The organism is Arthrobacter sp. SE2 (assembly GCF_058244265.1).
Window position 1 is genome coordinate 453,904 of sequence record NZ_JBZAYA010000001.1, and the last position, 23,974, is coordinate 477,877.

Consider the following 23,974-nt stretch of genomic DNA (forward strand, 5'->3'; position numbering starts at 1 on the left):
GAACCGTTCCGTCCGGCGCACGGGAACCACGTGACTGTGGCGTACGCAACACTGAGCGGGCAGGGACCAAGTTCGGATAGCGTTGCTTGCATGAGAATTCTTGTCACGGGTGGCACCGGCTACATCGGATCGCACACCGTCCTGTCCCTGTTGGAAACCGGACACGAAGTGGTCGTGGTGGACAACCTCGTGAATTCAAGCGAAGAATCCCTGCGCCGCGTTGGTGAATTGGCGGGAAAGACCGCAGCGTTCCATCAGGTGGACCTGGTGGACGAGGCCGCGCTTGAGGCCGTGTTCGACCAGCACAGCATCGACGCCGTCATCCATTTCGCCGGGCTCAAGGCGGTTGGGGAATCCGTCCAGGAACCCCTGAACTACTACTACAACAACATCGTGGGCACGTTGAACCTGCTGCGGGCCATGGACAAGCACGGAGTCCGCTCGATCGTTTTCAGTTCCTCCGCAACGGTATACGGCGAGCACAATCCCATCCCGTACATCGAGAAGATGGAGATCGGGGCGAACAACCCCTACGGCCGCACCAAGGAGCAGATCGAGGACATCCTCACGGACCTGGGAGCCGCCGACGAGCGCTGGCACATCGCCTTGTTGCGCTACTTCAACCCGGTGGGCGCACACCCCTCCGGCAGGATCGGCGAGGACCCGCAGGGCATCCCCAACAACCTGGTTCCGTACATCGCCCAGGTTGCCGTCGGCCGCCGCGAAAAGCTCATGGTCTTCGGTGGAGACTACGACACCCCGGACGGCACCTGCCTGCGGGACTACATCCACGTCGTCGACCTCGCCGATGGCCACGTCGCCGCCCTGGACTACGTTGCCGAACGCCCCGGCGTGCACCGCTGGAACCTTGGCTCCGGAAAGGGCACGTCCGTGCTGGAGATGCTCCACGCCTTCGAACAAGCCGTGGGCCACCCGCTGCCGTACGAGATCACGGGACGCCGCGCCGGAGACCTGCCCGCGTTCTGGGCCGATGCCTCCTCCGCCCTCGCTGACCTGAGCTGGTCCACCACGAAGACCGTGGACCAGATGTGTGAAGACCACTGGCGCTGGCAGAAAAACAACCCGCTCGGCTACAGCTCTTAAAAGCAACGCGGGGTCACTTACGGCCCATGATGTCCCTTGGGACGGACCGTAAGTGACCCCGCGTTGGCTTAGATCGCCGGGTAGTCGCGCTCCGGCTCTCCTGTGTAAAGCTGCCGCGGACGGCCGATCTTCGTCTGGGGATCGTTGATCATTTCGCGCCATTGGGCGATCCAGCCGGGGAGTCGGCCGATCGCGAACAGCACGGTGAACATCTTCTCCGGGAAGCCCATGGCCTTGTAGATCAGGCCGGTGTAGAAGTCGACGTTCGGGTAGAGCTTGCGCTGGATGAAGTAGTCGTCAGCGAGGGCCTTCTCTTCGAGGCGCATCGCGATGTCCAGGAGCTCGTCGTTGCCGCCGAGCTTGCCGAGGATCTCGTGTGCCGTCGCCTTGATGATCTTCGCGCGGGGGTCGTAGTTCTTGTAGACCCGGTGTCCGAAGCCCATGAGGCGGACGCCGTCCTCCTTGTTCTTGACCTTCTCCATGTATTCCTCGGGCTTGATGCCGTCGGCCTGGATCTGGCGCAGCATCTTCAGCACGGCCTCGTTGGCGCCACCGTGGGCAGGACCGAAGAGGGCGTTGATGCCTGCGGAAACGGAAGCGAACAGGTTCGCGTTCGAGGAGCCCACAAGGCGGACGGTCGACGTCGAGCAGTTCTGCTCGTGGTCGGCGTGCAGGATGAGCAGGAGGTCCAACGCCTTGACGACGACGGGGTCCAGCTCGTACTGCTCTGCCGGCAGACCGAAGCTCAGGCGCAGGAAATTCTCCACGAGGTTCATTGAGTTGTCCGGGTACAGCATGGGCTGACCGATGGACTTCTTGTGGGCGTAGGCCGCGATGACCGGGAGCTTCGCCATGAGGCGGATAGTGGAAACTTCCACGTGCTCCGGGTTGAAGGGGTCCAAGGAGTCCTGATAGAACGTGGACAGCGCGGAGACAGCCGAGGAAAGCACCGGCATGGGGTGCGCGTCGCGCGGGAAACCGCCGAAGAAGCCCTTGAGCTCTTCGTGGAGCAACGTGTGGTGGCGGATCCGCTGGTCAAACGCGTCCAGCTCGGTGGGCGTGGGAAGGTTGCCGTAGATCAGCAGGTAGGAAACTTCCAGGAAGCTTGAGTGCTGGGCAAGCTGCTCGATCGGGTAGCCGCGGTACCGCAGGATACCGGCGTCGCCATCGATGTAAGTGATCGCCGATGTAGTGGCGGCGGTGTTCATGAAGCCGGGGTCATAGGCGACGGCGCCCGTCTGCTTCAGCAGCTTCGAAACGTCGTATCCTTCGTTCCCTTCTACAACCTTTATCCGCGGGAGCTCGAGCTCTCCGCCGGCATGGCGCAGGGTAGCACTGGTGGTCTCAGTCATGGAGTCCCCTTCATGAGGCTCTTGGCCTCGGTCGAAAGCTTGATCCAACCAACATCTGGTGACTCCAGCCAGGAGTCTGCAGGTGCAGACACCATCGGCCGAACTGCCTTCGTGGAGAAAGCCACCATTGATAGTCAGTTAAAAGCTACCGCCAGTAAGCGGGACAAACTAATCCACAAGCTACGATTACTGGCGGAATGACGCACCCTGTGCGGCAAGTCACAGGATTGTTACCGAGCGGTGTTCAAGCGTTCCACGGCCGCATCGATGCGTTCGTCCGTGCCCGTGAGCGCCACCCGGATAAAACCATTGCCGGCGTCTCCATAGAACACTCCGGGCCCGACGACGATCCCCAGGTCAGCGAAACGCTGGACCGTGTCCCACGTCGCCTCCCCTGCGGTGGACCATAAGTACAGGCCTGCTTTGGACTCCTGGATCTCCAGGCCGAAGTTTTGCAGTGCCGGCAGGAGTCGCTCACGGCGGCCGCGGTAGAGATCCTTCTGGGCGAGCACATGGCCGGCATCGCCCAGCGCGACCCGCATGGCCTCCTGGACCGGGTAGGGCACGATCATGCCGGCGTGCTTGCGGCTGTTGACCAGATTCGCAACGATCGACGAGTCGCCCGCCACGAAAGCAGCACGGTAGCCGGCGAGGTTCGACTGCTTGCTGAGGGAGTAGACGCACAACAGGCCATCCGTGGACCCTCCCGTGACACGCGGGTCAAGGACGCTCGGCACTGGCTCGCCGCCATCCTGGGCATCCCATTCACCCCAGCCGAGTTCGGCGTAGCATTCGTCCGACGCCACGACTGCGCCGATCTCGCGCGCCTGGGCCACTATCTGCCTGAGGGACTCGACGTCACGGACGCTGCCCGTGGGGTTGCCCGGCGAATTGATCCAGATGAGCCGGACCCTGGAGCGGGTTGCGGAATCCAGTTCGTCCAGGCTGTCCGCGGCGATAGCAGTTGCCCCGGAAAGCATGGCGCCGATGTCGTAGGTCGGATAGGCCACGGTGGGGCGAACCACGACGTCCCCTGCGCCCAGTCCCAGCAGGAACGGCAACCAGGCCACTAGTTCCTTCGAGCCGACCGTCGGCATGACATCCCTCGGATCGATCCCCAGGACCCCGCGGCGGCTGGCGAACCAGTTGGATACGGCCTCGCGAAGAGCTTCCGTGCCGTGGACCGTTGGGTAACCGTGGGCGTCCGCTGCCCCGGCGAGCGCCTCACGGATCAGCTGCGGCGTAGGATCCACAGGGGTTCCGATGGAGAGGTTGACTGCCCCGCCCGGGTGTTCCGAAGCCTTGGCCACGTACGGCGCCATAGCTTCCCACGGGTAGTCGGGCAGGTTGAGGCCGAAAGCGGGGGCCGCAGAAATCAAAGGAAGCAACCGTTCTTAGTGGTCTTGGTTCTGTGGAGGCAGCGCGGCGATGAACGGGTGGTCCTTGCCGGTGTTGCCGATCTTGGCAGCTCCGCCCGGGGAACCAAGGTCATCGAAGAACTCGACGTTGGCCTTGTAGTAGTCGGCCCATTCCTCCGGGGTGTCGTCCTCGTAGTAGATCGCTTCCACCGGGCACACGGGTTCGCAAGCTCCGCAGTCCACGCACTCATCCGGGTGGATATAAAGGGAACGTTCGCCTTCGTAGATGCAGTCAACAGGGCATTCTTCAATACATGCCTTGTCCTTGACGTCCACACACGGCTGCGCGATTACGTAGGTCACGTCCCTTGCCTCTCCACAGTTGTCCCGGACAATTTCCGGGTAGTACCACCGGCCCTGTGGCCGGTACATCGAATTCTGAGCCTATTATCCACCAGCCGGAACTCAGCAACCTAGCCGGGCGTCTTACTATGAACTGGTGAATCTGCCCCGGCCCCAGGATTTCCTGCTCAATACCGTACCCGGAACACGGGTAGTTGTCCGATACCGCCTGGACGACGGCTTCACCGATGCCCTCGGCTACCTGCTCTCCGTCAGCAACGGTGCGTGCACCATCCGCACCCGACAGTCCGACGTCGAGATCCCGCTGGCCCTTGTAGTGGCGGCAAAGGAGGTCCCCCCTCCGCCCCCACGCCGGGGTACTCGCGCATCCCGCGAGTAACCCCGCGCTCCCCTGCCTGCGCCCCCACTGGACATGCCCCCTGCCCACTCGAACCACTGGACATAATGCCAATATGCCCATTTCTGGTTCTCAGGGCAGAGCATGTCCCTCGGCGGCGCAGGCCCGTGAGAAGCCGGGATCGGCACCCGGCACCGCATAGACCCCTCGGGCCACGCGGAGAATCCGCCCGCTCGCCAACGCCGACTTCAACTGGAAATGCGACACCCCAGCCGCAGCGAGATGCTTGGCCCGCGCCACGCCGTCGTACGCTGAAATGACGTCACTGATGTTCACCATGCGCCCCATCGTTCCGGCGAAAGCGGGAGGTGCGGAAGGGCAAACATTCGCTATGTGGAAAACATCCGGTCCACCCTTGCGGTCGAACATTGGACATGCGCCCCCAGCACCGCAGAGCATGCGCCACGTTGGGACCAAGGAATGAGCATGTTGCCATTATGTCCAGTGCTTCGGGCCAAGGCGGGGCATGTCCAGGGAGGGTCAGGAGCCGTGCACCTCGTCCGGTAGCCTGCGCATTCCCCACAGCGGGGAGAAGAGCACAGGCGCAACAAAAACAATGCTTCCACCCAAGCCGATCCAGAGTGTCGGGACGAGGCCAAAGTTCTCGGCTAGGAGACCCGAGGCAAGGGCTGCGATCGGCATGACTCCCCACACCACGAAGCGAATGGACGCATTCATGCGCCCCAGGAGCCGGGGCGGACACACGCGCTGCCTCATGCTCAACTGCATGATGTTGTACACCAGTACTCCGAAAGCGAACCCGAACTCGGAGACGATGAGCATCACGAGGGACATCCATCGTTCCGGGGCGAGCACGCACAGCGGAACCAGGAGGAGGAAAAGCGAGCTGATGATCGACGCCACGGGAATGACAGTCCCCTCGCCGATCCAGGCCGCGAACCTGGGCGCGGCAATCGCCCCGATCAGTCCGCCGACCGCACCGACCGCCATGATGAGGCCCATGCCCTCTGGACCGAGTTGCAATTCACGAAGCACCAACACCGGCATCAGAGTAAAGGCAAGCGTGGTGAAGAAGTTGACCCCGCCCGTGCACGCCACAATCCTGCTGATCAACGGATGCCTGACCACGAAGACCAGGCCTTCCTTGATTTCGCTCGCCAGCGGCTGCCGATCCTTCGCGGGCACGGGCCGTTCCGCATCGCGTGTCCTGAGCAGGAAAAGGGCCGACAGCAGATACCCGATCGCTTCCCCGACGAAAAGCACCGGGGCCGACACAACAGTGAGCAACCCACCGCCCGCGGCAGGACCCCCGATCCGCGCGATCTGGGAGGTGGCTTCCAGCTTGGAGTTGGCCTGCGGCACTTTCGGCGCATCCACGAGAACAGGCACGTAGCTCTGATAGGAAACGTCGAAGAAGACCGTTGCGGCCCCGACGACGGCGGACACGGCGTACAGGTGCCAGATCTGCAGGATGCCGGACCACCAGAGGATTGGTACGGTAGCCATCGCCGCGGTCCGGACCAGGTCCGCCACAATCATGGTGCGGCGCTTGAGCCAGCGGTCAACCCACGCTCCCGCCGGCAGACCGATCAGCAGGAAGGCAGCAAGGCCTGCGGCATTGAGTGCCCCGACTTCGAACTCGCTGGCGCCCAGCAAAGTTACCGCGAGGACGGGAAACGCCAATTGCCCCAGCTGCGCCCCGAGCTGGCTGACGGCTTGGCCCGACCAAAAGGTGATGAAGTTCCGGTCCCGCCACAGCGAGCCCGATTGCTGGGCTGGCTCAGTCTGCTGAGCATTGTCTGTGGTCCCGGCATTCACCCGCCCAGTTTCCTTCAGTGATTGGTATATGTCAATCACTCGGGGATGGCTACACTGGCCACCATGACGGCACACGAGCGGGAGGACAGTGACCTGGTGGCCAAGGGCCGCGCCTTGAGCTCACCTCTGCGCCTGAGGATTCTCCGGCTCTGCCTGCACCACGCGCGCACCAACAAAGAGATTGCCGGGCTGTTGGGCATCAACCCGGCGTCGAGCCTGCACCATGTGAGGACCCTGGTGCGCACCGGTTTTCTCGTGCCGCAGGAAGGCCGGAAGGGGAAAAGGGGCGCCAAGGAGGTGCCATATATCGCCACCCGCACCTCGTGGAGCACTCCCGTGGACGATATTTCCCCGGTCCTGATCGAAACATTCGTCCAGGAAACCCGCGGGCTCGCGCCCGAGGACATCGACGTCTGGCGGCTTGGCGTGAAGTTCAATGCTGCACGGCAGCAGGAGATGATGGGCAAGCTGCGGGCGGTCGTCGAGGAATACATGCGCCTTCCGGCAGACGACGACGGCGAGGCCACCTCGCTCTTGATCGCCCACCACCGGGACCCGAGCGCAGACTAGCTAGCCGCGCGGTGGACGCCCGTAGCGCCGGCACCACAAGAGCATCACGAAGGTAATGCCCGCACTCCCGTAGACCCAGACATTTCCAGGCACATCCGCGACGATCAGCTGCTTGCCCGTTCCGCCCGTCGAGAGCAGGCCTATGGTGGCGTAACAAACAATGCCCAGTACCGCCGTCGGGATCAAAGACCGCGACCACGCACCCAGCAGAAGCTGGAGCGATGCGAGCAGGAGCAATGCCGCTGCGGTGCCCCAATAGACGTCGACGCCGGCAATGAGGAGCGCCTGCCGGTGCAGTGCGGTGCCCGCAAGGGCAGCAAAAAGAGCCACCGGAACAGCAACGGCAATGCCGCGTGCTGTTCCGGTGGCTCCCTTATTCAATGCGTTGTCCGTTCAGCGCGTCAGTACGCGATCAGCGCAGGATCAGACTTTGGCGCGTGCGCGGGTAGCCTTGGCGCGCTCGTTGGCGTCCAGGATCAGCTTGCGGATACGGATGGACTCCGGGGTCACCTCAACGCACTCGTCTTCACGGGCGAATTCGAGGGACTCTTCGAGGGTCAGGTCGCGCGGCGGCGTCAAGTTCTCGAAGGTGTCGGAGGAAGCGGCACGCATGTTGGTGAGCTTCTTTTCCTTCGTGATGTTGACGTCCATGTCGTCGGCGCGCGAGTTCTCGCCGACGATCATGCCTTCGTAGACCTCGGACGTGGGCTTCACGAAGAAGGAGCCGCGTTCCTGCAGGTTGATCATGGCGAAGGGGGTGACGACGCCGGCGCGGTCGGCAACCATCGAACCGTTGGTGCGGTATTCGATGGGGCCGGCCCACGGCTCGTAGCCTTCCGAGATCGAGGAAGCGATGCCCGCGCCACGGGTGTCCGTGAGGAACTTGGTGCGGAAGCCGATGAGGCCACGTGCCGGAACGATGAATTCCATGCGGCACCAGCCCGTACCGTGGTTGGCCATGTTGGTCATGCGGCCCTTGCGGGCGGCCATGAGCTGCGTGACCGCACCGAGGTACTCTTCAGGCACGTCGATGGTCATGTGTTCCATCGGCTCGTGGATCTTGCCATCTATGGTGCGGGTGACAACCTGCGGCTTGCCGACAGTCAGTTCGAAGCCTTCGCGTCGCATCTGCTCCACGAGGATGGCCAGCGCAAGCTCGCCACGGCCTTGGACTTCCCAAGCATCCGGACGCTCGGTGGGCAGAACCTTGATGGAGACGTTACCGATCAGTTCCTTGTCCAGGCGATCCTTCACCTGGCGGGCCGTGACCTTGGCGCCCTTGACCTTGCCGGCCAGCGGGGAGGTGTTGATACCGATGGTCATGGAGATCGCGGGGTCATCCACCGTGATGAGGGGCAGCGGCTGCGGGTTCTCGGCGTCGGTCAGGGTCTCACCAATGGTGATTTCCTCGATGCCGGCAACAGCAACGATCTCGCCCGGGCCGGCCGAGTCGGTCGGAACTCGGTCGAGGGCCTTGGTGGCGAGGAGCTCGGTGATCTTCACGTTCTTCAGTTCGCCGTTGGCGCGCGCCCAAGCGACGGTCTGGCCCTTGCGGAGGGTGCCATTGTAGATGCGCAGGAGGGCGAGGCGGCCGAGGAACGGGGAAGCGTCCAGGTTGGTGACGTGCGCCTGCAGGACACCGTTCGGGTTGTAGGTCGGCGCAGGGATGTGCTCGATGATCGTCTTGAAGAGAGGTTCGAGATCTTCGTTGTCCGGTGCCGAGCCATCAGCCGGCTGGTCCAGGGACGCACGCCCGACCTTGGCTGCGGCGTAGACGACGGGAACTTCCAGGATCTTGTCCAGGTCCAGGTCCGGAACTTCGTCCGCGAGGTCGGAGGCCAGGCCAAGGAGCAGGTCCATGGACTCGTGGACAACCTCTTCGATGCGGGCGTCGGGGCGGTCGGTCTTGTTGACCAGCAGGATGACGGGCAGGTGTGCGGCAAGGGCCTTGCGCAGCACGAAGCGGGTCTGCGGCAGCGGACCTTCGGAAGCGTCGACGAGGAGGACCACGCCGTCAACCATGGACAGGCCTCGCTCCACCTCGCCACCGAAGTCGGCGTGGCCGGGGGTGTCGATCACGTTGATGGTGATGGTTTCGCCGTTGGACGACGGGCCGTTGTAGGCAACCGTGGTGTTCTTGGCGAGGATGGTGATGCCCTTTTCGCGCTCCAGGTCACCGGAGTCCATGACGCGGTCTTCCAGGTGGTTGTGCTCGGCGAAGGAGTTGGTCTGCTTGAGCATGGCGTCGACCAGGGTGGTCTTGCCGTGGTCAACGTGGGCCACAATCGCGACGTTGCGCAGATCACTGCGCGATGCAGTGGCCGCGGCGGTGTTGGTGGTGGTTTCAGACATGCGTAATGGCTCGATTCAGTGGTGAAGTCAGCTGTTGTATCGCGACATTTCCAACCGGAACGCACGACGGATTAGCCCCTTTGACACAGGGCACCTTCCTAGAGTCTAAGCGCTGTGGTATTTATTGGCCTAAAAATCACCCTCCAGGCCGCCGAATTGTGCCCTTCATCACAATCGGCAGCGAACTCCGGGACGAGCCGGGAACAGCAAAAGAGCCGGGACCACTTCCCCCCACGGAAGTGGTACCGGCTCTTCTGCCCGCCAAGCTGGCACTCAGCGGACGGGCGTCAAGCCCGTCAAGCCACCACAGGCGGCAGCATCAGGCTGGCACCCGGGATCGCCTGAAGCAGGGCCTTGGTGTAGTCCTGCTGCGGCGAATCGAACACGTCATCAGTGCTGCCCGTTTCCACGAGCTTGCCCTTCTGCATCACGCAGACATGGTCGGCGATCTGCCGCACGACGGCGAGGTCGTGCGTGATGAACAAGTACGTCAGTCCAAGATTGGACTGGAGGTCGGCCAGGAGGTTCAGTACCTGGGCCTGCACCAAAACGTCCAGGGCGGAAACCGCCTCGTCGCAGATGATCACTTCGGGGTCGAGGGCCAGGGCCCGCGCGATCGCGACGCGCTGCCTCTGCCCGCCGGAGAGCTCGTTCGGGTACCGCTGCATCGTGGACTGCGGCAGCGCCACCTGGTCCAGTAGTTCCCGGACCTTCTTTTCGCGGCTGGCCTTGTCACCGATCTTGTGGGTCCGGAGTGGTTCCTCGATGGTCCTGAAGATGTTGTACATCGGGTCGAGTGAACCGTACGGGTCCTGGAAAATCGGCTGGACGCGGCGCCGGAACTTGAAGATCTCCCGGCTGTTCAGGGTCGAGGTGTCCACACCGTCGAACACGATCCGCCCCGACGTCGGCGCGAGCAGGTTGAGGACCATCTGGGCCACTGTTGACTTGCCGGAACCCGACTCCCCCACGATCGCCGTCGTCGTCCCGCGTTTGACGTTGAACGAGACGTTGTCCACCGCTTTGAAGTCCGTTGCCTTGCCGATTCCGGAGCGCAGCTTGAAGACCTTGCTGAGGCTCTCGACCTTCAGAACGTCGTCTGCCAATGCCTTTTCGACCACAGCTTCGGTGGGCGCCAGGAGTTCTTCCGTCTGGATTCCTTCAGCCTTGGCGGCCTGGATCCTCCGGGAAGCGAGGGATGGCGCCGAGGCGACCAACCGCTGGGTGTACGGGTGCTGAGGGTTACGGAGCAATTCGAGCGAAGGGCCCGCCTCCACCACGTTGCCGCGGTACATGACCACCACTTTGTCCGCACGCTCGGCAGCCAGGCCAAGATCGTGGGTGATGAGCAAGACCGCCGTGCCGAGCTCCGCCGTCATGGTTTCGAGGTGGTCCAGGATCTGCCGCTGCACCGTGACGTCCAGGGCCGACGTCGGCTCGTCGGCGATTAGGAGCCGCGGCTGGCAAGACAGGCCGATGGCGATCAGGGCCCGCTGGCGCATGCCGCCGGAGAATTCGTGCGGGTACTGCTTGGCACGACGTGCGGAGTCCGGCAGGCCGGCTTCCCCGAGGACGCGGGCGACGTCGGCAGGACCGCTGGGCTTGCCGTTGGCGCGCAGTGTCTCGCGGACCTGGTAGCCGATCTTCCAGACCGGGTTGAGGTTGGACATCGGATCCTGCGGAACCATGCCGATCGTGTTGCCGCGCAGCTCGATCATGCGCCGTTCCGGAGCATGCGAGATGTCCTCGCCGTCGAGCAGGATCTGGCCGCCGGAAACTCTGCCGTTCTCCGGGAGGAGACCAATGGCTGCAAGCGCCGTCGTCGACTTGCCCGAACCGGACTCGCCCACAATGGCGACAGTCTCACCGGGCATGATGGTCAGGTGGGCGTTCTTGACGGCCTGGAATTCGCCGCTCGCAGTCTGGAAGGAGATGGCGAGATCGCGGATTTCCAGGAGCGGACGCTCTTCGGATCCGGCTTCGTCGATGGTGATGTTGGACGTTGTCATGATTGCCTCCTTCATCGCTTGCGGCTCTTGGGATCAAGGGCGTCACGCAGCGCGTCGCCAAGCATGATGAAGCTCAGGACCGTGATGGACAGTGCTGTTGCGGGGAACATCAGCACCTCGGGGTTGGTGCGCAACGTGTCTTTCGCCGCGGAAATGTCGTTACCCCAGGACATGATGCTGCCGGGCAGCCCGATGCCAAGGAAGGAAAGCGTTGCTTCCGTCACGATAAAGACGCCAAGCTCCATGGTGGCCAGGACGATGATCGGCGCGAGCGCGTTCGGAACGACGTGCCGGACCAGCGTGCCGATCTTGGAGACACCGAGCGAGCGTGCGGCGGTGACGAAATCCGCGTTGCGGACCTCGATCACGGCACCGCGGGTAATGCGGGCCATTTGCGGCCAGCCGAGCATCACGATGACCATGACCACCGTGAACACGCTCTTGTTCTCGCGGAAGAAGGGGAGCTGGGTAACAACCAGCGCACCGAGGACCAAAGGCAACGCGAAGAAGATGTCGCCGATGCGGGCAATGATGGTGTCAACCCAGCCGCCGAAGAAGCCTGCCAGCGCGCCGAGGGTGACCCCGATGATCAGGACGAAGATGACGGAGACGACGCCGACAGTCAAAGATGCCTGCGTGCCGTGGATGACGCGGGAGTAGATGTCACAGCCCTGGAAGGTGAATCCCAGGGGGTGGCCGGCCGAGGGGCCCGCGAGGGAGTCGCCCAGCTGGCAGTTGTCGTTCGGTGCTGTCTGCGTGAACAGGCCGGGGAAGAACGCGACCACGAGGAGCAGCAGAATCATGAGCGCCGAGATGATGAAGAGCGGCCGACGGCGGAGCTTCCGCCAAGCATCCGCCCACAGGCTCAGGGGTGCTGCGTCCACCTTGAGGGTATCGGTCGCCAGCAGCGGTGTCTCGTCGATGGGGGCAACAAAGTGCTCGATCTGACGGTTACTTTTCATAACGGATCCTCGGGTCAAGCCAGGCGTAAAGGAGATCCACCAACAGGTTGGCGGCAACGAAGACCAGTACCAGCACGCTCACAATGGCGACGACGGTGGGGCCTTCGCTGCGGATCACTGCTTGGTAGAGCTTCTGGCCGACGCCGGGCACGTTGAAAATGCCTTCGGTGACGATCGCGCCGCCCATCAAGCCACCTAGGTTCGCGCCCAGGTAGGTGACCACGGGAATCATGGAGTTTCGCAGGATGTGGGCCAGGACCACGCGGGGGCGCGAGAGGCCTTTCGCGGTTGCGGTCCGGACGTAGTCGGCGTTCATGTTTTCAATGACCGAGGCGCGGGTCAGGCGCAGCACGTAGGCAAAGGAAACGAGGCCAAGGACCGTGGCCGGAAGGATCAGGGTGCCCCAATCCGCGTTGGATCCAACGGTCGGCTTCGCCCAGCCGAGCTGTACGCCAACGACGAGCTGAAGGACGAAGCCCAGGACGAACGTCGGGACGGCAATGACCACGAGGGAGGCGACCAGCACGGTGGAGTCGAAGATCTTCCCCTTGCGCAGGCCGGCAATCAGGCCGAAGGCCACACCGAAGACAGCCTGGATGGCCAGGGCCTCGACGGCGAGCATGGCGGTGACCGGGAAAACGCGGCCAAGGGTGGCTGCGATTGGCTGGCCGGTGAAGTCCACCCCGAGGTTGAACGTGAAGAGGTTCTTGAGGAACAGGCCGTACTGGACCCAGAACGGCTGGTCGAGGTTGTATTGCTGGCGCAGCGCGGCAATGACGGACTCGCTGGGCGGTCGGTCGCCGAACAGGGCGCGGATGGGGTCGCCCGGGAGGGCAAAGACCATGAAGTACACGAGCAGGGTGGTTCCCAGGAACACGGGAATGACCTGCAGCAAACGCCGGAGGATGTACTGGGTCACAGCAACGGTTCCTTAGCGCTCATGAAAATGTGGGGATTCATTAGGGACAGCTTTCGTGCCGAATCAAGGCATGGGGGCCCGGTTTTTGGCCGGACCCCCATACGCTAACGAGCTTGGAACAAGTCCAGTAGGACTACTTTGCGGTGATGTTGTAGTACAGCAGGACGCCGTTCCAGCCGGAGTCAACGTTGCTAACGTTCTGGCTCCATACAGCCTGGCGTGCCTGGTACCACAGGGGCAGGTTCGGAAGGTCTTTGAAGAGGATTTCCTGCGCCTGGGTGAACTTCTTGTTGGCGTCGTCCGTGGACTTGGAAGCCAGGCCCTCGGTCAGCAGCTTGTCGAACTCAGGGTTGCTGTAACCCTCGTAGTTGGCGCTGGCTCCGGTCTTCAGCAGCGGGCCGAGGAAGTTGAACAGCGACGGGTAGTCTGCCTGCCAACCGGCGCGGGTGAAGCCCGGAAGGGTCTTGGCCGTGCGGAGGTTCAGGATCTCGGCGAACTTGGCGAACGGCTGGCCTTCTGCCTTGATGCCGAGGTTGTTCTTGAGGTTGTTGGCAACGGCGTCAATCCATTCCTTGTTGCCACCATCGGTGTTGTACGCGAGCTGAAGAACCTTGTCGGCGGGCCACGGGCTCATGGCGTTTGCCTTGGTCCAGAGGTCCTTGGCCTTCGCGGCGTCGAACTTCAGAACGTCGGAGCCGGTCACGTTGGCGTTGTAGCCATCGATGGACGGGGACGTGAAGTCCTTCGCAGGAATGCGGGTGCCGTTGAAGACAACCTTGGTGATCTCATCGCGGTTGATCGCCATCGAGATGGCCTGGCGGCGCAGCTGGCCGGCGGGTCCCTGGAACTCAGGCAGGTAGTTCGGGATGTTCAGGGTTGCGTTGCCGGCGTAAGCCTTGTTGAGACTGTGGTCCGGGAAGTCCGTGGTGTAGGTCTTCAGCGCGTTCGTCGGCAGGACGTCGGTAACGTCAAGGTTGTTGGCCTGGACGTCCGTGTAAGCCGGAGCCGGGTCGGTGTAGAACTTGAAGGTCACGCCGCCGTTCTTGGCCATACGCGTGCCCTGGTAGTCCGGGTTCTTGACGAGGGCGATCTGGCTGTCGTGCTGCCAGGCACCCTTGGCTGCCATCTTGTACGGGCCGTTGCCGATCGGGTTTTCGCCGAAGGCCTTCGGGTCCTTGAGGGCGTCGGCCGGAAGCGGCATGAAGGCGGAGTAGCCGAGGCGCTGCGGCCAGTCGGCCTCCGGCTGGGCCAGCTTGACCGTGATGGTCGAGTCGTCCTTCAGCACCAGGCCGGACATGGTCTGGGCGGTCGGTGCGGGAGTCGACGTTGACTTTCCGTCCGCGCCCTTGGTCTTCGTTACGGCGCTGACTGCGTCGTAGCCTTCGATGGATTCGAAGAAGCTGCTGCTGGACTGGGCGTTCGTGCTCAGTGCGGCGAAGTTCCAAGCATCAACGAAGCTCTTGGCGGTGACCGCCTCGCCGTTAGTGAACTTGGCGCCCTTCTTGACCTTGATGGTGTAGTTCTGGCCGTCGCTCGTGTTAATGGATTCCGCGAGTGCGTTCACGGACTTGCCATTGGCGTCGTAGCTGGTCAGGCCTTCGAACAGCAGGTCGACAACGCGGCCACCGTACACCTCGTTGGTGTTGGAAGGGATCAGGGGGTGCTGGGGTTCATTGCTGTATGCGGTGATGATTTTGTTCGGATCGCCGGCAGCGGTCGGGCCACTGCTTCCGGAGCCAGAGCTGCCGCATCCGGTGAGGGCAAGTGCGGCGACTGCCAGCAAGCCAAGAGCTTTGGAAGTGCGCGAAAAACGCATTCCGCCTCCTATGGATTCAGGGGGATGGGTCGGGGCAACTCATAGCTGCCCCCGGGGCCGGACACAGAATTATCCTGTGACGCGGCCTACATGGATGTGTAATCCTAACCACACCTTGTCCGAAATATGGAATCCCATTGGCATGAACAGCGAAGTGTGCACTTGACAGTTTTAGTAATGAAGCAGTCATTTCAAGTAAATGAAGCAGTCATTTCACGCAATGGGTGTTCCCTTGCTAGACTCGACATGCCTGTCCCCTATCTTTCCCCGGAATGTAGGGTTATTTCTGGCACCCCAAAGGGGTACAATAGACACACCCGGCGCCTCAAACAACCACGAAAAAGAGCCCCCGCCGGCCAATGGCCACAGGGACTCTTTTGCGGTTGCGGCAGCAGCCGCGAACTGCTCCGGGTTGCTACTCGATCCCGGCGGCCATGAGCTGGGCGCGCAGTTCCCGACGCTCACGCTGCTTCTCAGGGTCCGGAAGCGGCACCGCTGCCAGCAGCCTCTGCGTGTACGGCTCCTGCGGATTGCGAAGGATCTGCTCCCGGGTCCCCTGTTCCACGATCCGGCCCCGCTGCATCACGCAGATCCGGTCTGCGAGCACATCAACCACGGCGAGGTCGTGCGTGACGAACAGGCACGCGAATCCGAGCTCCCTCTGCAGGTTCTGGAAGAGTTCCAGGACCTTTGCCTGCACCGAAACGTCGAGCGCCGACGTCGGCTCATCCGCGACCATGAGCTTGGGCTGCAGGGACAGCGCCCGGGCAATGCCGACGCGCTGCTTCTGGCCACCTGACAATTCATGCGGATACCGGTTGCGGTAGCCACGCGGCAGTTCCACCTGGTCCAGGAGGGTCTCAATCCGTTTCTGCAGATCGACGCCCTTGGCGACCCCGGCGAGGTACATCGGTTCGCCGATGCTTTCGCCGATGGGCAGCCGCGGGTTCAACGACGACGACGGATCCTGGAACACCATGCCGATGTCCCGCCGCACCTCGTGCAGTTGCTTTCCGTTCCGCTTCGCGGCGGAAATGTCCTGCCCCACCACACGCATGCTGCCCGCGGCTACAGGCAAGAGCCCGACGGCGGCGCGTCCAATGGTTGTTTTGCCCGACCCGGACTCGCCGACAAGGCCTACCACCTGGCCGGGGTAGATCACGAGGTTGGCCCCCTCGACGGCTCGGAACGCGGGAACCCGGCCCTGTTTGGGGTACTCGATGGCCACGTCGATCAGTTCAAGCACGGGCTGGCCCTTGGGCTTGGCTGCTTCTTCCGCCGCTGCCTTCAAAGCAGCCTGGTTCTCGAGTTCCCGGCGGACCAGCTCATCGTGATCGACCGATTCCAGCTCAGCGTGGGTAGCGGCAGCCAATGCCGCGGTGACGTCGACGTCGGCGCTGTCAGCACCCTGTCCCAAGTGGGGAACAGCAGCGAGAAGAGCCTGCGTGTATTCGTGCTGCGGGTTACTGAAGATCTGCTGGGCAGTGCCGCTCTCCACGATGACGCCCTGGCGCATCACGGCAATTCGATCGGCGAGGTCGGCCACAACGCCCATGTCGTGCGTGATCAGGACGATGGCGCTGTCCAGCTTGTTGCGCAGGTTCCGCATCAGATCCAGGATTTCAGCCTGGACAGTCACATCCAAGGCAGTGGTGGGTTCGTCTGCGATCAGGAGTTTGGGATCGCAGGACAATGACTGCGCGATCATGGCTCGCTGCCGCTGGCCGCCGGAGAGCTGGTGCGGATACGACTTGAAGGCCTTCTCCGGGTCCGGCAGCTCCACCAGCTCGAGCATGCGCAAGGCCCGCTGCCTGGCTTCATCGGGGGAAATCGAGTTGTGCAGCCTGATCGTCTCCACTATCTGTGTACCCACGGTGTACACAGGGTTGAGCGCGGTCATGGGCTCCTGGAAGATGACCGCGACATCCTTGCCCCGGACTTCCCGGATGTTGCCTGACTTCTCACCCAGCAGCTCCTTGCCCGAGAGCTTGACGCTCCCCCGAACACGGCTGTTGCTGGGCAGCAAGCCAAGCAGTGCCATGGAGCTTGCGCTCTTGCCGGAACCCGACTCACCGACGATCGCGAGGACCTCGCCGGCCCGGACCTCGTAGTTCAGTCCAATGGCGGCAGGGACCCATTTCTTGTCCACACCGAAGTCGACGCTGAGATCTCGTACTTCCAGGACCATGGCCCCGCGCGCGCTCTTATCCGACTCGGTCTCGAGGTGGGTGGCCTCCGGTTCGGGGCTGGCGTTGTCAGTCATGTTGGGTCTTCCCTTCCGACCGGGCCACCCTCCAAGGGGTGATTAGTGAAGTAGCCCGGAATCCTGAATTATTAGGGGCATGAGCAGAGTGCCGTATGCCGGAAATGTAGAAATCTTCAAGGCCCGCACCAGCAAGATGTTTGCTTGGATCTGCTGGGCAGTTGCCGTTTTCGGAGTGGTCGTTACGCTCGTGGCAGCCGGACCGCGAGCCCTTCCCGGAGCCACTCCCCTGCTCTTCGTAGCGTTTCTTGGCTGGTTGCTCTTCTGGCGCCCGGTTGTGGTGGTCCGCGATTCCGGCGTCGCGCTGGAGAATCCCTTCCGGACCATCGATGTTCCGTGGGATGCCCTGGTGCAGGTTGATACCCGCTACGCCCTCACGCTGGTGACACCCCGCAAGAAGTATCCGGCGTGGGCTGCTCCCGCGCCGGGAATCTGGGGTGGGCGCAATGCCCGCCCAGAGCACCTCAAAGGACTCCCGGGCACCACCTACGGCCCCAGCAGCTCGGTTCGCCCCGGTGATCTCAAGAACACCGATTCCGGCGCCGCGGCGATCCTCGTGCGCACCCGTTGGCAGGACCTCGTAGAGGCCGGACGCGTGGAACCCGGCCGGGCTGAAGACGCTTCGGTGACCGTTGCCATCGGATGGTTCCGGATAGCAGCCACGGTAGTCCTGGCCGCGGCCAGTTACTGGGCGGTCTTCCTTTAGGAGGTTTCCCTGGACGGGTAGCACTCAGCCGCCTTTCGAGGCGTCGGCAACCGGCGCCGTCGTGCTCGAGTGGCGCGTGGTTTCGACGGCGGTCTTGGCTTTGAACTTCTTCTGCCGCGGATCGAAGGCGTCCCGCAGGCCGTCTCCGATGAAGTTGATGCTCAAGCAGATGAGGATGATGAATAGGCCTGGGAACCAGAACAGCCACGGCCTCGTGGCGAACGCTTCTTGGTTCTGGGCAACCAGCAGGCCGAGCGAGGTGTCGGGAGCCTTCACGCCGAGGCCCAAGTAACTGAGGGCCGTCTCGAGCAGGATCGCCGCGGACATGGTCAGCGTCACGTTGACGATCAGCACACCGACGGCGTTGGGGAGGATGTGCTTGAAGATGATCCTTGCGTTGGACGCTCCGGAGATCCTGGCTGCGTCTACGAACTCCCGCTCGCGCAGGGTCAGGAACTCACCGCGGACCAGGCGGGCGAGGCCCACCCAGCTCACAAAGCCGAGAAAGATGCCGAGGACGACGACGCCGTTGTTGGCGGCAAATCCGGTCAGCCAGCTTCCCTCATCCCTGCGGTTGGCTATCTGGCCAACAACGGCCGCGAGGAGCAGCAACGGAATGATGATGATGACATCGGTGAGGCGCATGAGGATGGCTTCGACCCAGCCGCGGAAATAGCCGGCGAGTCCCCCGACGATTGCGCCGACCGCGCCCGCGATGCCGCCGATCAGGACCATGACCGTAATGGACTGTTGCGCACCGCGCATGGTCATGGCAAACAGATCGCGTCCAATGCGGTCCTGGCCAAAGGGGTGCTCTCCCCAAGCGAGCGGCCAAAACGAGGAGGTGGGGACGCCGTCATTGACCAAAGGTGAAACATCCACATGGTTGTACTTCCACCATCCGGGAATCCCGAATGCGCCCACCGAGGTGAAAGCAAGCAGGAAGATCACTGCAAAAACCGCGAGCCCGATCAGGGCGCCGGTGTGGCCGAAAAACCTCTTGCGGACAATCTGGCCCTGGCTCAGGCCGCTGGTAACTTCGCTGCTTGCGTGGGTGGCTGCAGCTTCGGCAAGCGCCTGTTGCGCGAGGAGTTCTTCCTCTTGGGTTGGCTGGCTCATGCTTTGATCCTTACGCGTGGGTCGAGCGCGGAGTACGCGAGGTCCGCTATCAGGTTGAAGACCATGGCGGTGATTGCAACACAAAGGAACACGCCCATGACCGGGTTCGGGTCAGTGTGCAGCAATCCGTCGATGAACAGGAAACCCATGCCCCGAACGGAGAAGACCGTTTCCGTGATCACGGCACCACCGATCAACGCACCGATGTCAAAGGCGACGATCGTTGCAATCGGGATCAGGGCGTTCCGGAAGGCGTGGCCCATGATCACGGAACGTTCGCTCAGGCCCTTTGCCCGCGCAGTCCGGATGTAGTCCATGTTCATGATTTCGAGCATCGACGAGCGTGTGAACCGGGTGTAGCTGGCCAGCGACACAAGGATGAGGGCAATCGTCGGCAAGATGAGGTGGGTCAAGGTGTCTGTCGACATGATCCAGAAATCGCCCTGGATGTTCGGGGTTCCGGCCCCGATCGTGGCGATCGGACGCCCGCGCACCCGGCTGTTGTTGAAGTAGGACGGCCAAGCCTGCATGAATTTGTCCACGACCACCAGGAACCCGACCAGGAAGGCGGTCAGTCCTGCCGCGCGCATGGACTGGCCGCGGTCGTAACCGCCCATAAAGTACCCCACCGCGACGCCAACCAAGATGGTGGCGATTGCCAGGAGGAAGATCATGAGCCCGGTCGCGTCATTGAGCAGCGGCTGCACAGCGAAGTAGGCAACCACGCCGATGCCCACCACGATCAGGCTCGATTGCAGGGCCTTGCGGTTTTTGAGTCCGGAAACCAATATCGTGATTCCGAAGGCGATTCCCACGCCCATGATGGCGATGATGACCGGCCCCAGACCCGGATTGCGGAACCATTGGGTCAGCGAGAAGTAGAAGAGAATAAGCGAAACGGCCGCAAAGACCGAGCCTCCGACGATCAGTCGACGCTTCACCGCACCGCCGACGACGACGGCCCCGATGATGCCCAGGACGGCCCCGATTCCAAGAGCCACGACCGGCGGTATTTCCGGATTTCGCAGGAAGTCATTAAAGCCGATGGCACCGAATTCCTTGAGGAGAACGGCTACCCAGAAGATCGGCAAGGAGAAGAACAGGAACGCCATGAAGGTTACCCCGTAGTCCAACGCGCTGTACTGGCGGAGTGCCGTCACGATGCCGAGCGAAATGCCGATGAGGATCGCAAGAATTGTCGCACCGGTAACGAGTGTCAGGGTTTGGACCAGCGCGAAGCCGAGCGCCTCCGTGATTGGCTGTCCGGCGATGTTCTTACCGAGATTGCAGGCGTTGCCGAAGGGAACCAGACACTGGGCGGCGCCTCCCAACCACTTGAAATAGCGCAGCGGCGCCGGTGTGTCGAGATCTAGCAGATTGATTCGCGCGTCCATCAGTGCTTGCCGGTTCGGCGCGCTGCTGGTGCGGAGCTCTTCCAAGGGGTCTCCGGACAACGCCGTCAGGAGATACACCAGGAAGGATGCTCCAAGGAGTATGAATGCGGCGGTTACGAGCCGCCGGACGATATAGGTCACCATGGTGAAGAACCTCGAAATCCAGGCCCGGGATCTCCGGCGCCTATCGCAGAATCGTGCCCCTTCCCTGCTTGAGGTCGGTGGGGAAGCAGACAATGTGCCGGTCCGCCAACCCGAAGGCGCCGGGACCATGGTACGTCGGTCCCGGCGCCTCGGCTGGCGATATTGCGCGCTAGTTGAGCCTTACTTCTGAGCCCACTCCCAGAAGTTCCACCAAACGCCAGTCTGGTTCGGCATGAGCTTCACACCGGTAATGCGGTCGCTGTAGGCGTCCACGTTCACGGACTGGAAGAGCGGCACACCGTAAGAGCTGTCCCAGATCTTCTTGTCGATCTGCTTTTGGAGATCGTCCTGCTTGCTGCGGTCGGTGGTGACCACGAGCTCTTCCATCAACTTGTCAGCGTCAGTGTTGCTGAACTGGTTGAAGTTGTTGCCACCAGCGGTCTTGAAGATCTGCGGAACGCCGGAGACACCGACGCCCGGGTTGATCCAACCGAAGATGGTGGCATCGTAGCCGCCCTTGCCCAAGGCCTTGCCCCAGTCGGACTTGCCCAGGCCGCCGTCGACGATCTTGAAGCCCGCCTTGGTGGCGGATTCGCGGATCAGCGAGAAAGCGTCAACACGGTTGGGGTTGTCCTTGTTGTACATGATGCGGATTTCCGGAGTAGCGCCGTTCAGGAGCTTCTTGGCTCCATCAATGTCCACGTCCTGGTAGGCCGAGGAGCCATTGTTCTTGGCGGAGTCAGCGTAGGCAGCCTGCTGGGGAACGAAGATCTGCGAGTCCAGCGGCTTCGCGTTCGGGTCAAGCTTGCCGATGATCTTGCTGACGATGTCCTTGCGGGGCACCGTCTTCATGAAGGCGGTACGTACGTTTTGGTCGGCCAGCGGACCCGAGAAGTTCAAGTCCAAGTGGTCGAAGGCCAGCTGGTTGCCCTGATCGACAGTGACGCCCTGGCTGGAGAGTGCCTTCAACTGTTCGAGAGTGTCCGCGGAAGCCTGCGGGGCAATGATGTCCGCCTCGCCGTTCTTGAGGGCCTGCACTTGGGCCGGTGCCGAACCGATGTACCTGACGGTGATTTCGTCAAGGTTTGGAGTCGGTCCCCAGTTGTAGTCCTTGTTGCGGACCATCGTGAGGGACTGGTCCTGGTTCATGCTCTTGACGATGTAAGGACCGTTTGAGAGGAACAGGGTCGGGTCAGCGGGAAGCGTCTTCGTGTCGAAGCCGGTGTTCCACATGTCCGACATTGCCTTCAGCTTCGCGTCGGCGGGAAGCGGGGCCTTGGAGTCTCCGCGCGGCTTGCTCTTGAAGAAGTCAATCAAGGCCTGGGTGTCCTTCAGGCCGGCCTTCTGCGCGAGGACGTGGGCAGGAACGTCAATGCCGGGACCACCAAGCACGATCTCCCAGTCAGCGAACGGCTTGGAGTACTTGAGCGTGAGGGTCTTGTTGTTGTTGCTGATCTCCGGGAAGTCCGTCAGGCTGAGGCCCGTGTTGTCACCAGCGTAGGAGAAATAGGACGTACCCGTCTTTGCCTTGGGATCGGCGTCGTCGTAGTAGCCGGAGAAGGCCGCCCACTGGAGGAGGAGGTCAGCTGCGGAGACCGGGGTGCCGTCAGACCACTTCACACCATCGTTGATGGTGTACTTGACGGTCAGCGGGTTGTCCGAGACCTTCTCCATCTTGCCGAACTTGTCGTTGTGAACGACGTTCAGCTTGTTGTCGATGTAGTAGAAGCCCGAGTGCGTTGCGTAACTGACCTTGGAGTTGATGTCAGTGTTGCCGTCGGCTGTGTTGGGGTTGAACGTGTTGAAAGCGTTGACCTCGACCACAGTGGCCGTGCCACCCGTCTTGGCTGCTCCGGTGGATGGGGTATTGCCACCGGAATTGCCGGCACAGGCGCTCAGTGCGATCGCGGCGATTGCCGCAATACCCACTGCTTTGGAAGTACGTCCGAAACGCATTCCGCCTCCTATTTTTTTGAGTGGAAAAAGCCGGCGCTGTTGACTCCGGCAGACTGCCACAACCCCCTCAGCAGGCTTGTGGCTCGTCTCACATGAGCAGTAGCCTAGCGCCCGGAACGGATCTTTGGGTCTAAAGTTTCCCGCCGGTAAAGTTTGTTATCGAGATGCAATCATTGAAGGACGTCCTAGTGGTTCCGTGATCCGCGCCAATATGAGAAGAGCCCCGATTGACGGCGAATCGGGGCTCTTGTCAGTTAATTCCCCATCACTGAAGCGTGTTTGGCGCGAGCTCCGGCCCGGGGCCGCCTGCTGCGCTAGCCGATCCAGGTCCCTCGGGTTGAGGACCAATAAACGGTCCCATGGTCAAAAGATTGGGCCCAGACTCCGAATCCGGAATAATATTCGCCCGTTCGAGGCAGTCCCAACCGTCCGTTAGGCCCGCCGTTGTTCCACCATGCAGAGCCGATGCCACCGTCAACACCGAACGAGTTGCCCACCGCACCGTTCCAAACGACAGTTCCGGCCTCGAAAAGCTGGTAGGTGCCACCGGGGGCCCAGATTTCTTCGGTCCGCGGATATCCGTACTGGTAGACGCCGCCCATGGCGTCCCAGCGTCCGAGGATGCCACCGCGCACTGAATGTGTTCCTGTTCCGGCAGACCAGTAGTAATATCCCCGCTGGAACTTCTGGCTCGCGCCGTTGCGGTATGCGTAGCCTTCTGCTTCCAGGGGATAGCCGAGGGCTGACGATGGACCGCCCGCATTCCACCATGAACCGGCGATGCCACCGCGGACCGGGTGGGCGCCCGACCATGGCGACCAAAGGATCCAGCCACTGGTGAAGTCCTGGACGCGGCCGCCAGGAACGTCGTGCTCCTCGGTCTTCGGCAGGCCTGCGTGAGCAAAGTAGGCGCCTCCATCCCCACTCCAGTCCTGGTAAATGGCTCCCCGCACGCCGTACGTCCCGAACCGCGGGCTCCAGACGATCGTGCCCTGCTCGAAGTCCTGGGCGCTCCAGCCGCTTCCGTCCCAGGCGCCGTACTCGGAGTTTGTCGGCTGACCGTACCAGTACCAGCCCGAGTTCGTGTTCCAGTAGTCTCCAATGGCGCCGCTCGGGCCGTAGATAGATGCGGCCACCTGGGCATTACGTGACGCTTCGACGGATTGCGGAGGCGCTGCCTGCGCTTCCGACCCGACGAGCGCCAGCGCTAACGTGACTGCCGCAGCGATTACTGTCGATTTCAGCTTCATGAAGTTGTCCCCCTATTTGATTTTTCGGATCATTCCGGCCGGCTCGAGCTTCGTCGCGCAGCCTGCAAAATGGCGGCACGATTGCTCTCGTCAAGCCATTCTTGGCAAACCATATTCCAAAGTTGCCCTGGTAGCCCAGTTTGACGAGGCGCCACGGCAAC

At 62.3% G+C, this 23,974-nt stretch carries 20 protein-coding genes; 4 read left to right on the top strand and 16 right to left on the bottom strand.

Going from position 1 to position 23,974, the window contains the following annotated elements; translation table 11 throughout:
- The first annotated feature begins 90 nt into the window (after positions 1-90).
- Positions 91-1,104 carry a UDP-glucose 4-epimerase GalE gene (gene galE, locus AC4CS3_RS02225; protein ID WP_236812050.1) on the top strand — a complete coding sequence of 338 codons (1,014 nt, stop codon included), beginning with the start codon at positions 91-93 and terminating at the stop codon, positions 1,102-1,104.
- A gap of 68 nt (positions 1,105-1,172) precedes the next feature.
- Here the strand turns inward: galE and AC4CS3_RS02230 are convergent, their stop codons facing one another.
- From AC4CS3_RS02230 to fdxA, 3 genes are all read right to left on the bottom strand, one after another.
- Positions 1,173-2,456 (bottom strand): citrate synthase, encoded by a 1,284-nt coding sequence (locus AC4CS3_RS02230; RefSeq protein WP_234748347.1) that lies wholly within the window; start codon positions 2,454-2,456, stop codon positions 1,173-1,175.
- 230 nt (positions 2,457-2,686) lie between these two features.
- Entirely contained in the window at positions 2,687-3,835 is a 1,149-nt protein-coding gene (dapC, locus tag AC4CS3_RS02235) for a succinyldiaminopimelate transaminase (protein ID WP_490782016.1), read from the bottom strand.
- A gap of 15 nt (positions 3,836-3,850) precedes the next feature.
- Positions 3,851-4,177, bottom strand: coding sequence for a ferredoxin (gene fdxA / locus AC4CS3_RS02240; RefSeq protein ID WP_018776555.1), 327 nt, complete (start codon positions 4,175-4,177; stop codon positions 3,851-3,853).
- A 136-nt stretch (positions 4,178-4,313) separates the two neighbouring features.
- Between fdxA and AC4CS3_RS02245 the strand changes: the two genes are divergently transcribed.
- Entirely contained in the window at positions 4,314-4,556 is a 243-nt protein-coding gene (locus tag AC4CS3_RS02245) for a putative acetyltransferase (protein ID WP_490782017.1), read from the top strand.
- A 90-nt stretch (positions 4,557-4,646) separates the two neighbouring features.
- Here AC4CS3_RS02245 and AC4CS3_RS02250 read toward each other — a convergent pair whose 3' ends face one another.
- Both AC4CS3_RS02250 and AC4CS3_RS02255 read right to left on the bottom strand, forming a co-directional pair.
- Positions 4,647-4,853 carry a type IV toxin-antitoxin system AbiEi family antitoxin domain-containing protein gene (locus tag AC4CS3_RS02250; RefSeq protein ID WP_490782018.1) on the bottom strand — a complete coding sequence of 69 codons (207 nt, stop codon included), beginning with the start codon at positions 4,851-4,853 and terminating at the stop codon, positions 4,647-4,649.
- Between the two features lie 201 nt (positions 4,854-5,054).
- Positions 5,055-6,353 (bottom strand): MFS transporter, encoded by a 1,299-nt coding sequence (locus tag AC4CS3_RS02255; RefSeq protein ID WP_490782019.1) that lies wholly within the window; start codon positions 6,351-6,353, stop codon positions 5,055-5,057.
- Between the two features lie 63 nt (positions 6,354-6,416).
- On the opposite strand from AC4CS3_RS02255, the gene AC4CS3_RS02260 reads away from it, so the two are divergent.
- Complete coding sequence (locus AC4CS3_RS02260) at positions 6,417-6,923, top strand: ArsR family transcriptional regulator (protein ID WP_490782020.1); 507 nt, start codon at positions 6,417-6,419, stop codon at positions 6,921-6,923.
- Here the strand turns inward: AC4CS3_RS02260 and AC4CS3_RS02265 are convergent, their stop codons facing one another.
- From AC4CS3_RS02265 to AC4CS3_RS02295, 7 genes are all read right to left on the bottom strand, one after another.
- Positions 6,924-7,304 (bottom strand): hypothetical protein, encoded by a 381-nt coding sequence (locus AC4CS3_RS02265; protein WP_490782021.1) that lies wholly within the window; start codon positions 7,302-7,304, stop codon positions 6,924-6,926.
- Positions 7,305-7,346: 42 nt separating this feature from the next.
- Positions 7,347-9,275, bottom strand: coding sequence for a translational GTPase TypA (gene typA, locus AC4CS3_RS02270; protein ID WP_284980702.1), 1,929 nt, complete (start codon positions 9,273-9,275; stop codon positions 7,347-7,349).
- A 296-nt stretch (positions 9,276-9,571) separates the two neighbouring features.
- Positions 9,572-11,284 (bottom strand): ABC transporter ATP-binding protein, encoded by a 1,713-nt coding sequence (locus AC4CS3_RS02275; RefSeq protein WP_490782022.1) that lies wholly within the window; start codon positions 11,282-11,284, stop codon positions 9,572-9,574.
- Positions 11,285-11,295: 11 nt separating this feature from the next.
- Positions 11,296-12,246: an ABC transporter permease gene (locus AC4CS3_RS02280; RefSeq protein ID WP_236812066.1), complete on the bottom strand. Its 951-nt coding sequence runs from the start codon at positions 12,244-12,246 to the stop codon at positions 11,296-11,298.
- On the bottom strand, positions 12,236-13,165 hold the full coding sequence (locus AC4CS3_RS02285) for an ABC transporter permease (RefSeq protein ID WP_059387472.1): 930 nt from the start codon (positions 13,163-13,165) through the stop codon (positions 12,236-12,238). Before AC4CS3_RS02285 ends, AC4CS3_RS02280 begins: the two co-directional genes overlap by 11 nt.
- Before the next feature lie 133 nt (positions 13,166-13,298).
- Positions 13,299-14,981 (bottom strand): peptide ABC transporter substrate-binding protein, encoded by a 1,683-nt coding sequence (locus AC4CS3_RS02290; protein WP_490782023.1) that lies wholly within the window; start codon positions 14,979-14,981, stop codon positions 13,299-13,301.
- A gap of 415 nt (positions 14,982-15,396) precedes the next feature.
- Positions 15,397-17,244: an ABC transporter ATP-binding protein gene (locus tag AC4CS3_RS02295; RefSeq protein ID WP_490782024.1), complete on the bottom strand. Its 1,848-nt coding sequence runs from the start codon at positions 17,242-17,244 to the stop codon at positions 15,397-15,399.
- A 79-nt stretch (positions 17,245-17,323) separates the two neighbouring features.
- Here AC4CS3_RS02295 and AC4CS3_RS02300 point away from each other — a divergent pair, with 79 nt between their 5' ends.
- On the top strand, positions 17,324-17,950 hold the full coding sequence (locus AC4CS3_RS02300; RefSeq protein WP_490782025.1) for a PH domain-containing protein: 627 nt from the start codon (positions 17,324-17,326) through the stop codon (positions 17,948-17,950).
- 24 nt (positions 17,951-17,974) lie between these two features.
- On the opposite strand, the gene AC4CS3_RS02305 is transcribed toward AC4CS3_RS02300, so the two are convergent.
- The 4 genes from AC4CS3_RS02305 to AC4CS3_RS02320 all read right to left on the bottom strand — a co-directional run bounded on the left by AC4CS3_RS02305 (position 17,975) and on the right by AC4CS3_RS02320 (position 23,813).
- Positions 17,975-19,069: an ABC transporter permease gene (locus tag AC4CS3_RS02305; protein WP_490782026.1), complete on the bottom strand. Its 1,095-nt coding sequence runs from the start codon at positions 19,067-19,069 to the stop codon at positions 17,975-17,977.
- Positions 19,066-20,607 (bottom strand): ABC transporter permease, encoded by a 1,542-nt coding sequence (locus tag AC4CS3_RS02310; RefSeq protein ID WP_490782027.1) that lies wholly within the window; start codon positions 20,605-20,607, stop codon positions 19,066-19,068. Before AC4CS3_RS02310 ends, AC4CS3_RS02305 begins: the two co-directional genes overlap by 4 nt.
- A 180-nt stretch (positions 20,608-20,787) precedes the next feature.
- Complete coding sequence (locus AC4CS3_RS02315) at positions 20,788-22,563, bottom strand: ABC transporter family substrate-binding protein (protein ID WP_441413904.1); 1,776 nt, start codon at positions 22,561-22,563, stop codon at positions 20,788-20,790.
- A 314-nt stretch (positions 22,564-22,877) separates the two neighbouring features.
- A complete protein-coding gene (locus AC4CS3_RS02320) occupies positions 22,878-23,813 on the bottom strand; it encodes a hypothetical protein (RefSeq protein WP_490782028.1) in 936 nt (311 codons plus the stop codon).
- Between the last annotated feature and the right edge of the window lie 161 nt (positions 23,814-23,974).

Coding starts and splice junctions, on each gene's coding strand:
- galE (WP_236812050.1), top strand. CDS start 91: ATGAGAATTCTTGTCACGGGTGGCACCGGCTACATCGGATCGCACACC.
- AC4CS3_RS02230 (WP_234748347.1), bottom strand. CDS start 2,456: ATGACTGAGACCACCAGTGCTACCCTGCGCCATGCCGGCGGAGAGCTC.
- AC4CS3_RS02250 (WP_490782018.1), bottom strand. CDS start 4,853: ATGGTGAACATCAGTGACGTCATTTCAGCGTACGACGGCGTGGCGCGG.
- AC4CS3_RS02260 (WP_490782020.1), top strand. CDS start 6,417: ATGACGGCACACGAGCGGGAGGACAGTGACCTGGTGGCCAAGGGCCGC.
- typA (WP_284980702.1), bottom strand. CDS start 9,275: ATGTCTGAAACCACCACCAACACCGCCGCGGCCACTGCATCGCGCAGT.
- AC4CS3_RS02275 (WP_490782022.1), bottom strand. CDS start 11,284: ATGACAACGTCCAACATCACCATCGACGAAGCCGGATCCGAAGAGCGT.
- AC4CS3_RS02280 (WP_236812066.1), bottom strand. CDS start 12,246: ATGAAAAGTAACCGTCAGATCGAGCACTTTGTTGCCCCCATCGACGAG.
- AC4CS3_RS02290 (WP_490782023.1), bottom strand. CDS start 14,981: ATGCGTTTTTCGCGCACTTCCAAAGCTCTTGGCTTGCTGGCAGTCGCC.
- AC4CS3_RS02295 (WP_490782024.1), bottom strand. CDS start 17,244: ATGACTGACAACGCCAGCCCCGAACCGGAGGCCACCCACCTCGAGACC.
- AC4CS3_RS02300 (WP_490782025.1), top strand. CDS start 17,324: ATGAGCAGAGTGCCGTATGCCGGAAATGTAGAAATCTTCAAGGCCCGC.
- AC4CS3_RS02305 (WP_490782026.1), bottom strand. CDS start 19,069: ATGAGCCAGCCAACCCAAGAGGAAGAACTCCTCGCGCAACAGGCGCTT.
- AC4CS3_RS02310 (WP_490782027.1), bottom strand. CDS start 20,607: ATGGTGACCTATATCGTCCGGCGGCTCGTAACCGCCGCATTCATACTC.
- AC4CS3_RS02315 (WP_441413904.1), bottom strand. CDS start 22,563: ATGCGTTTCGGACGTACTTCCAAAGCAGTGGGTATTGCGGCAATCGCC.
- AC4CS3_RS02320 (WP_490782028.1), bottom strand. CDS start 23,813: ATGAAGCTGAAATCGACAGTAATCGCTGCGGCAGTCACGTTAGCGCTG.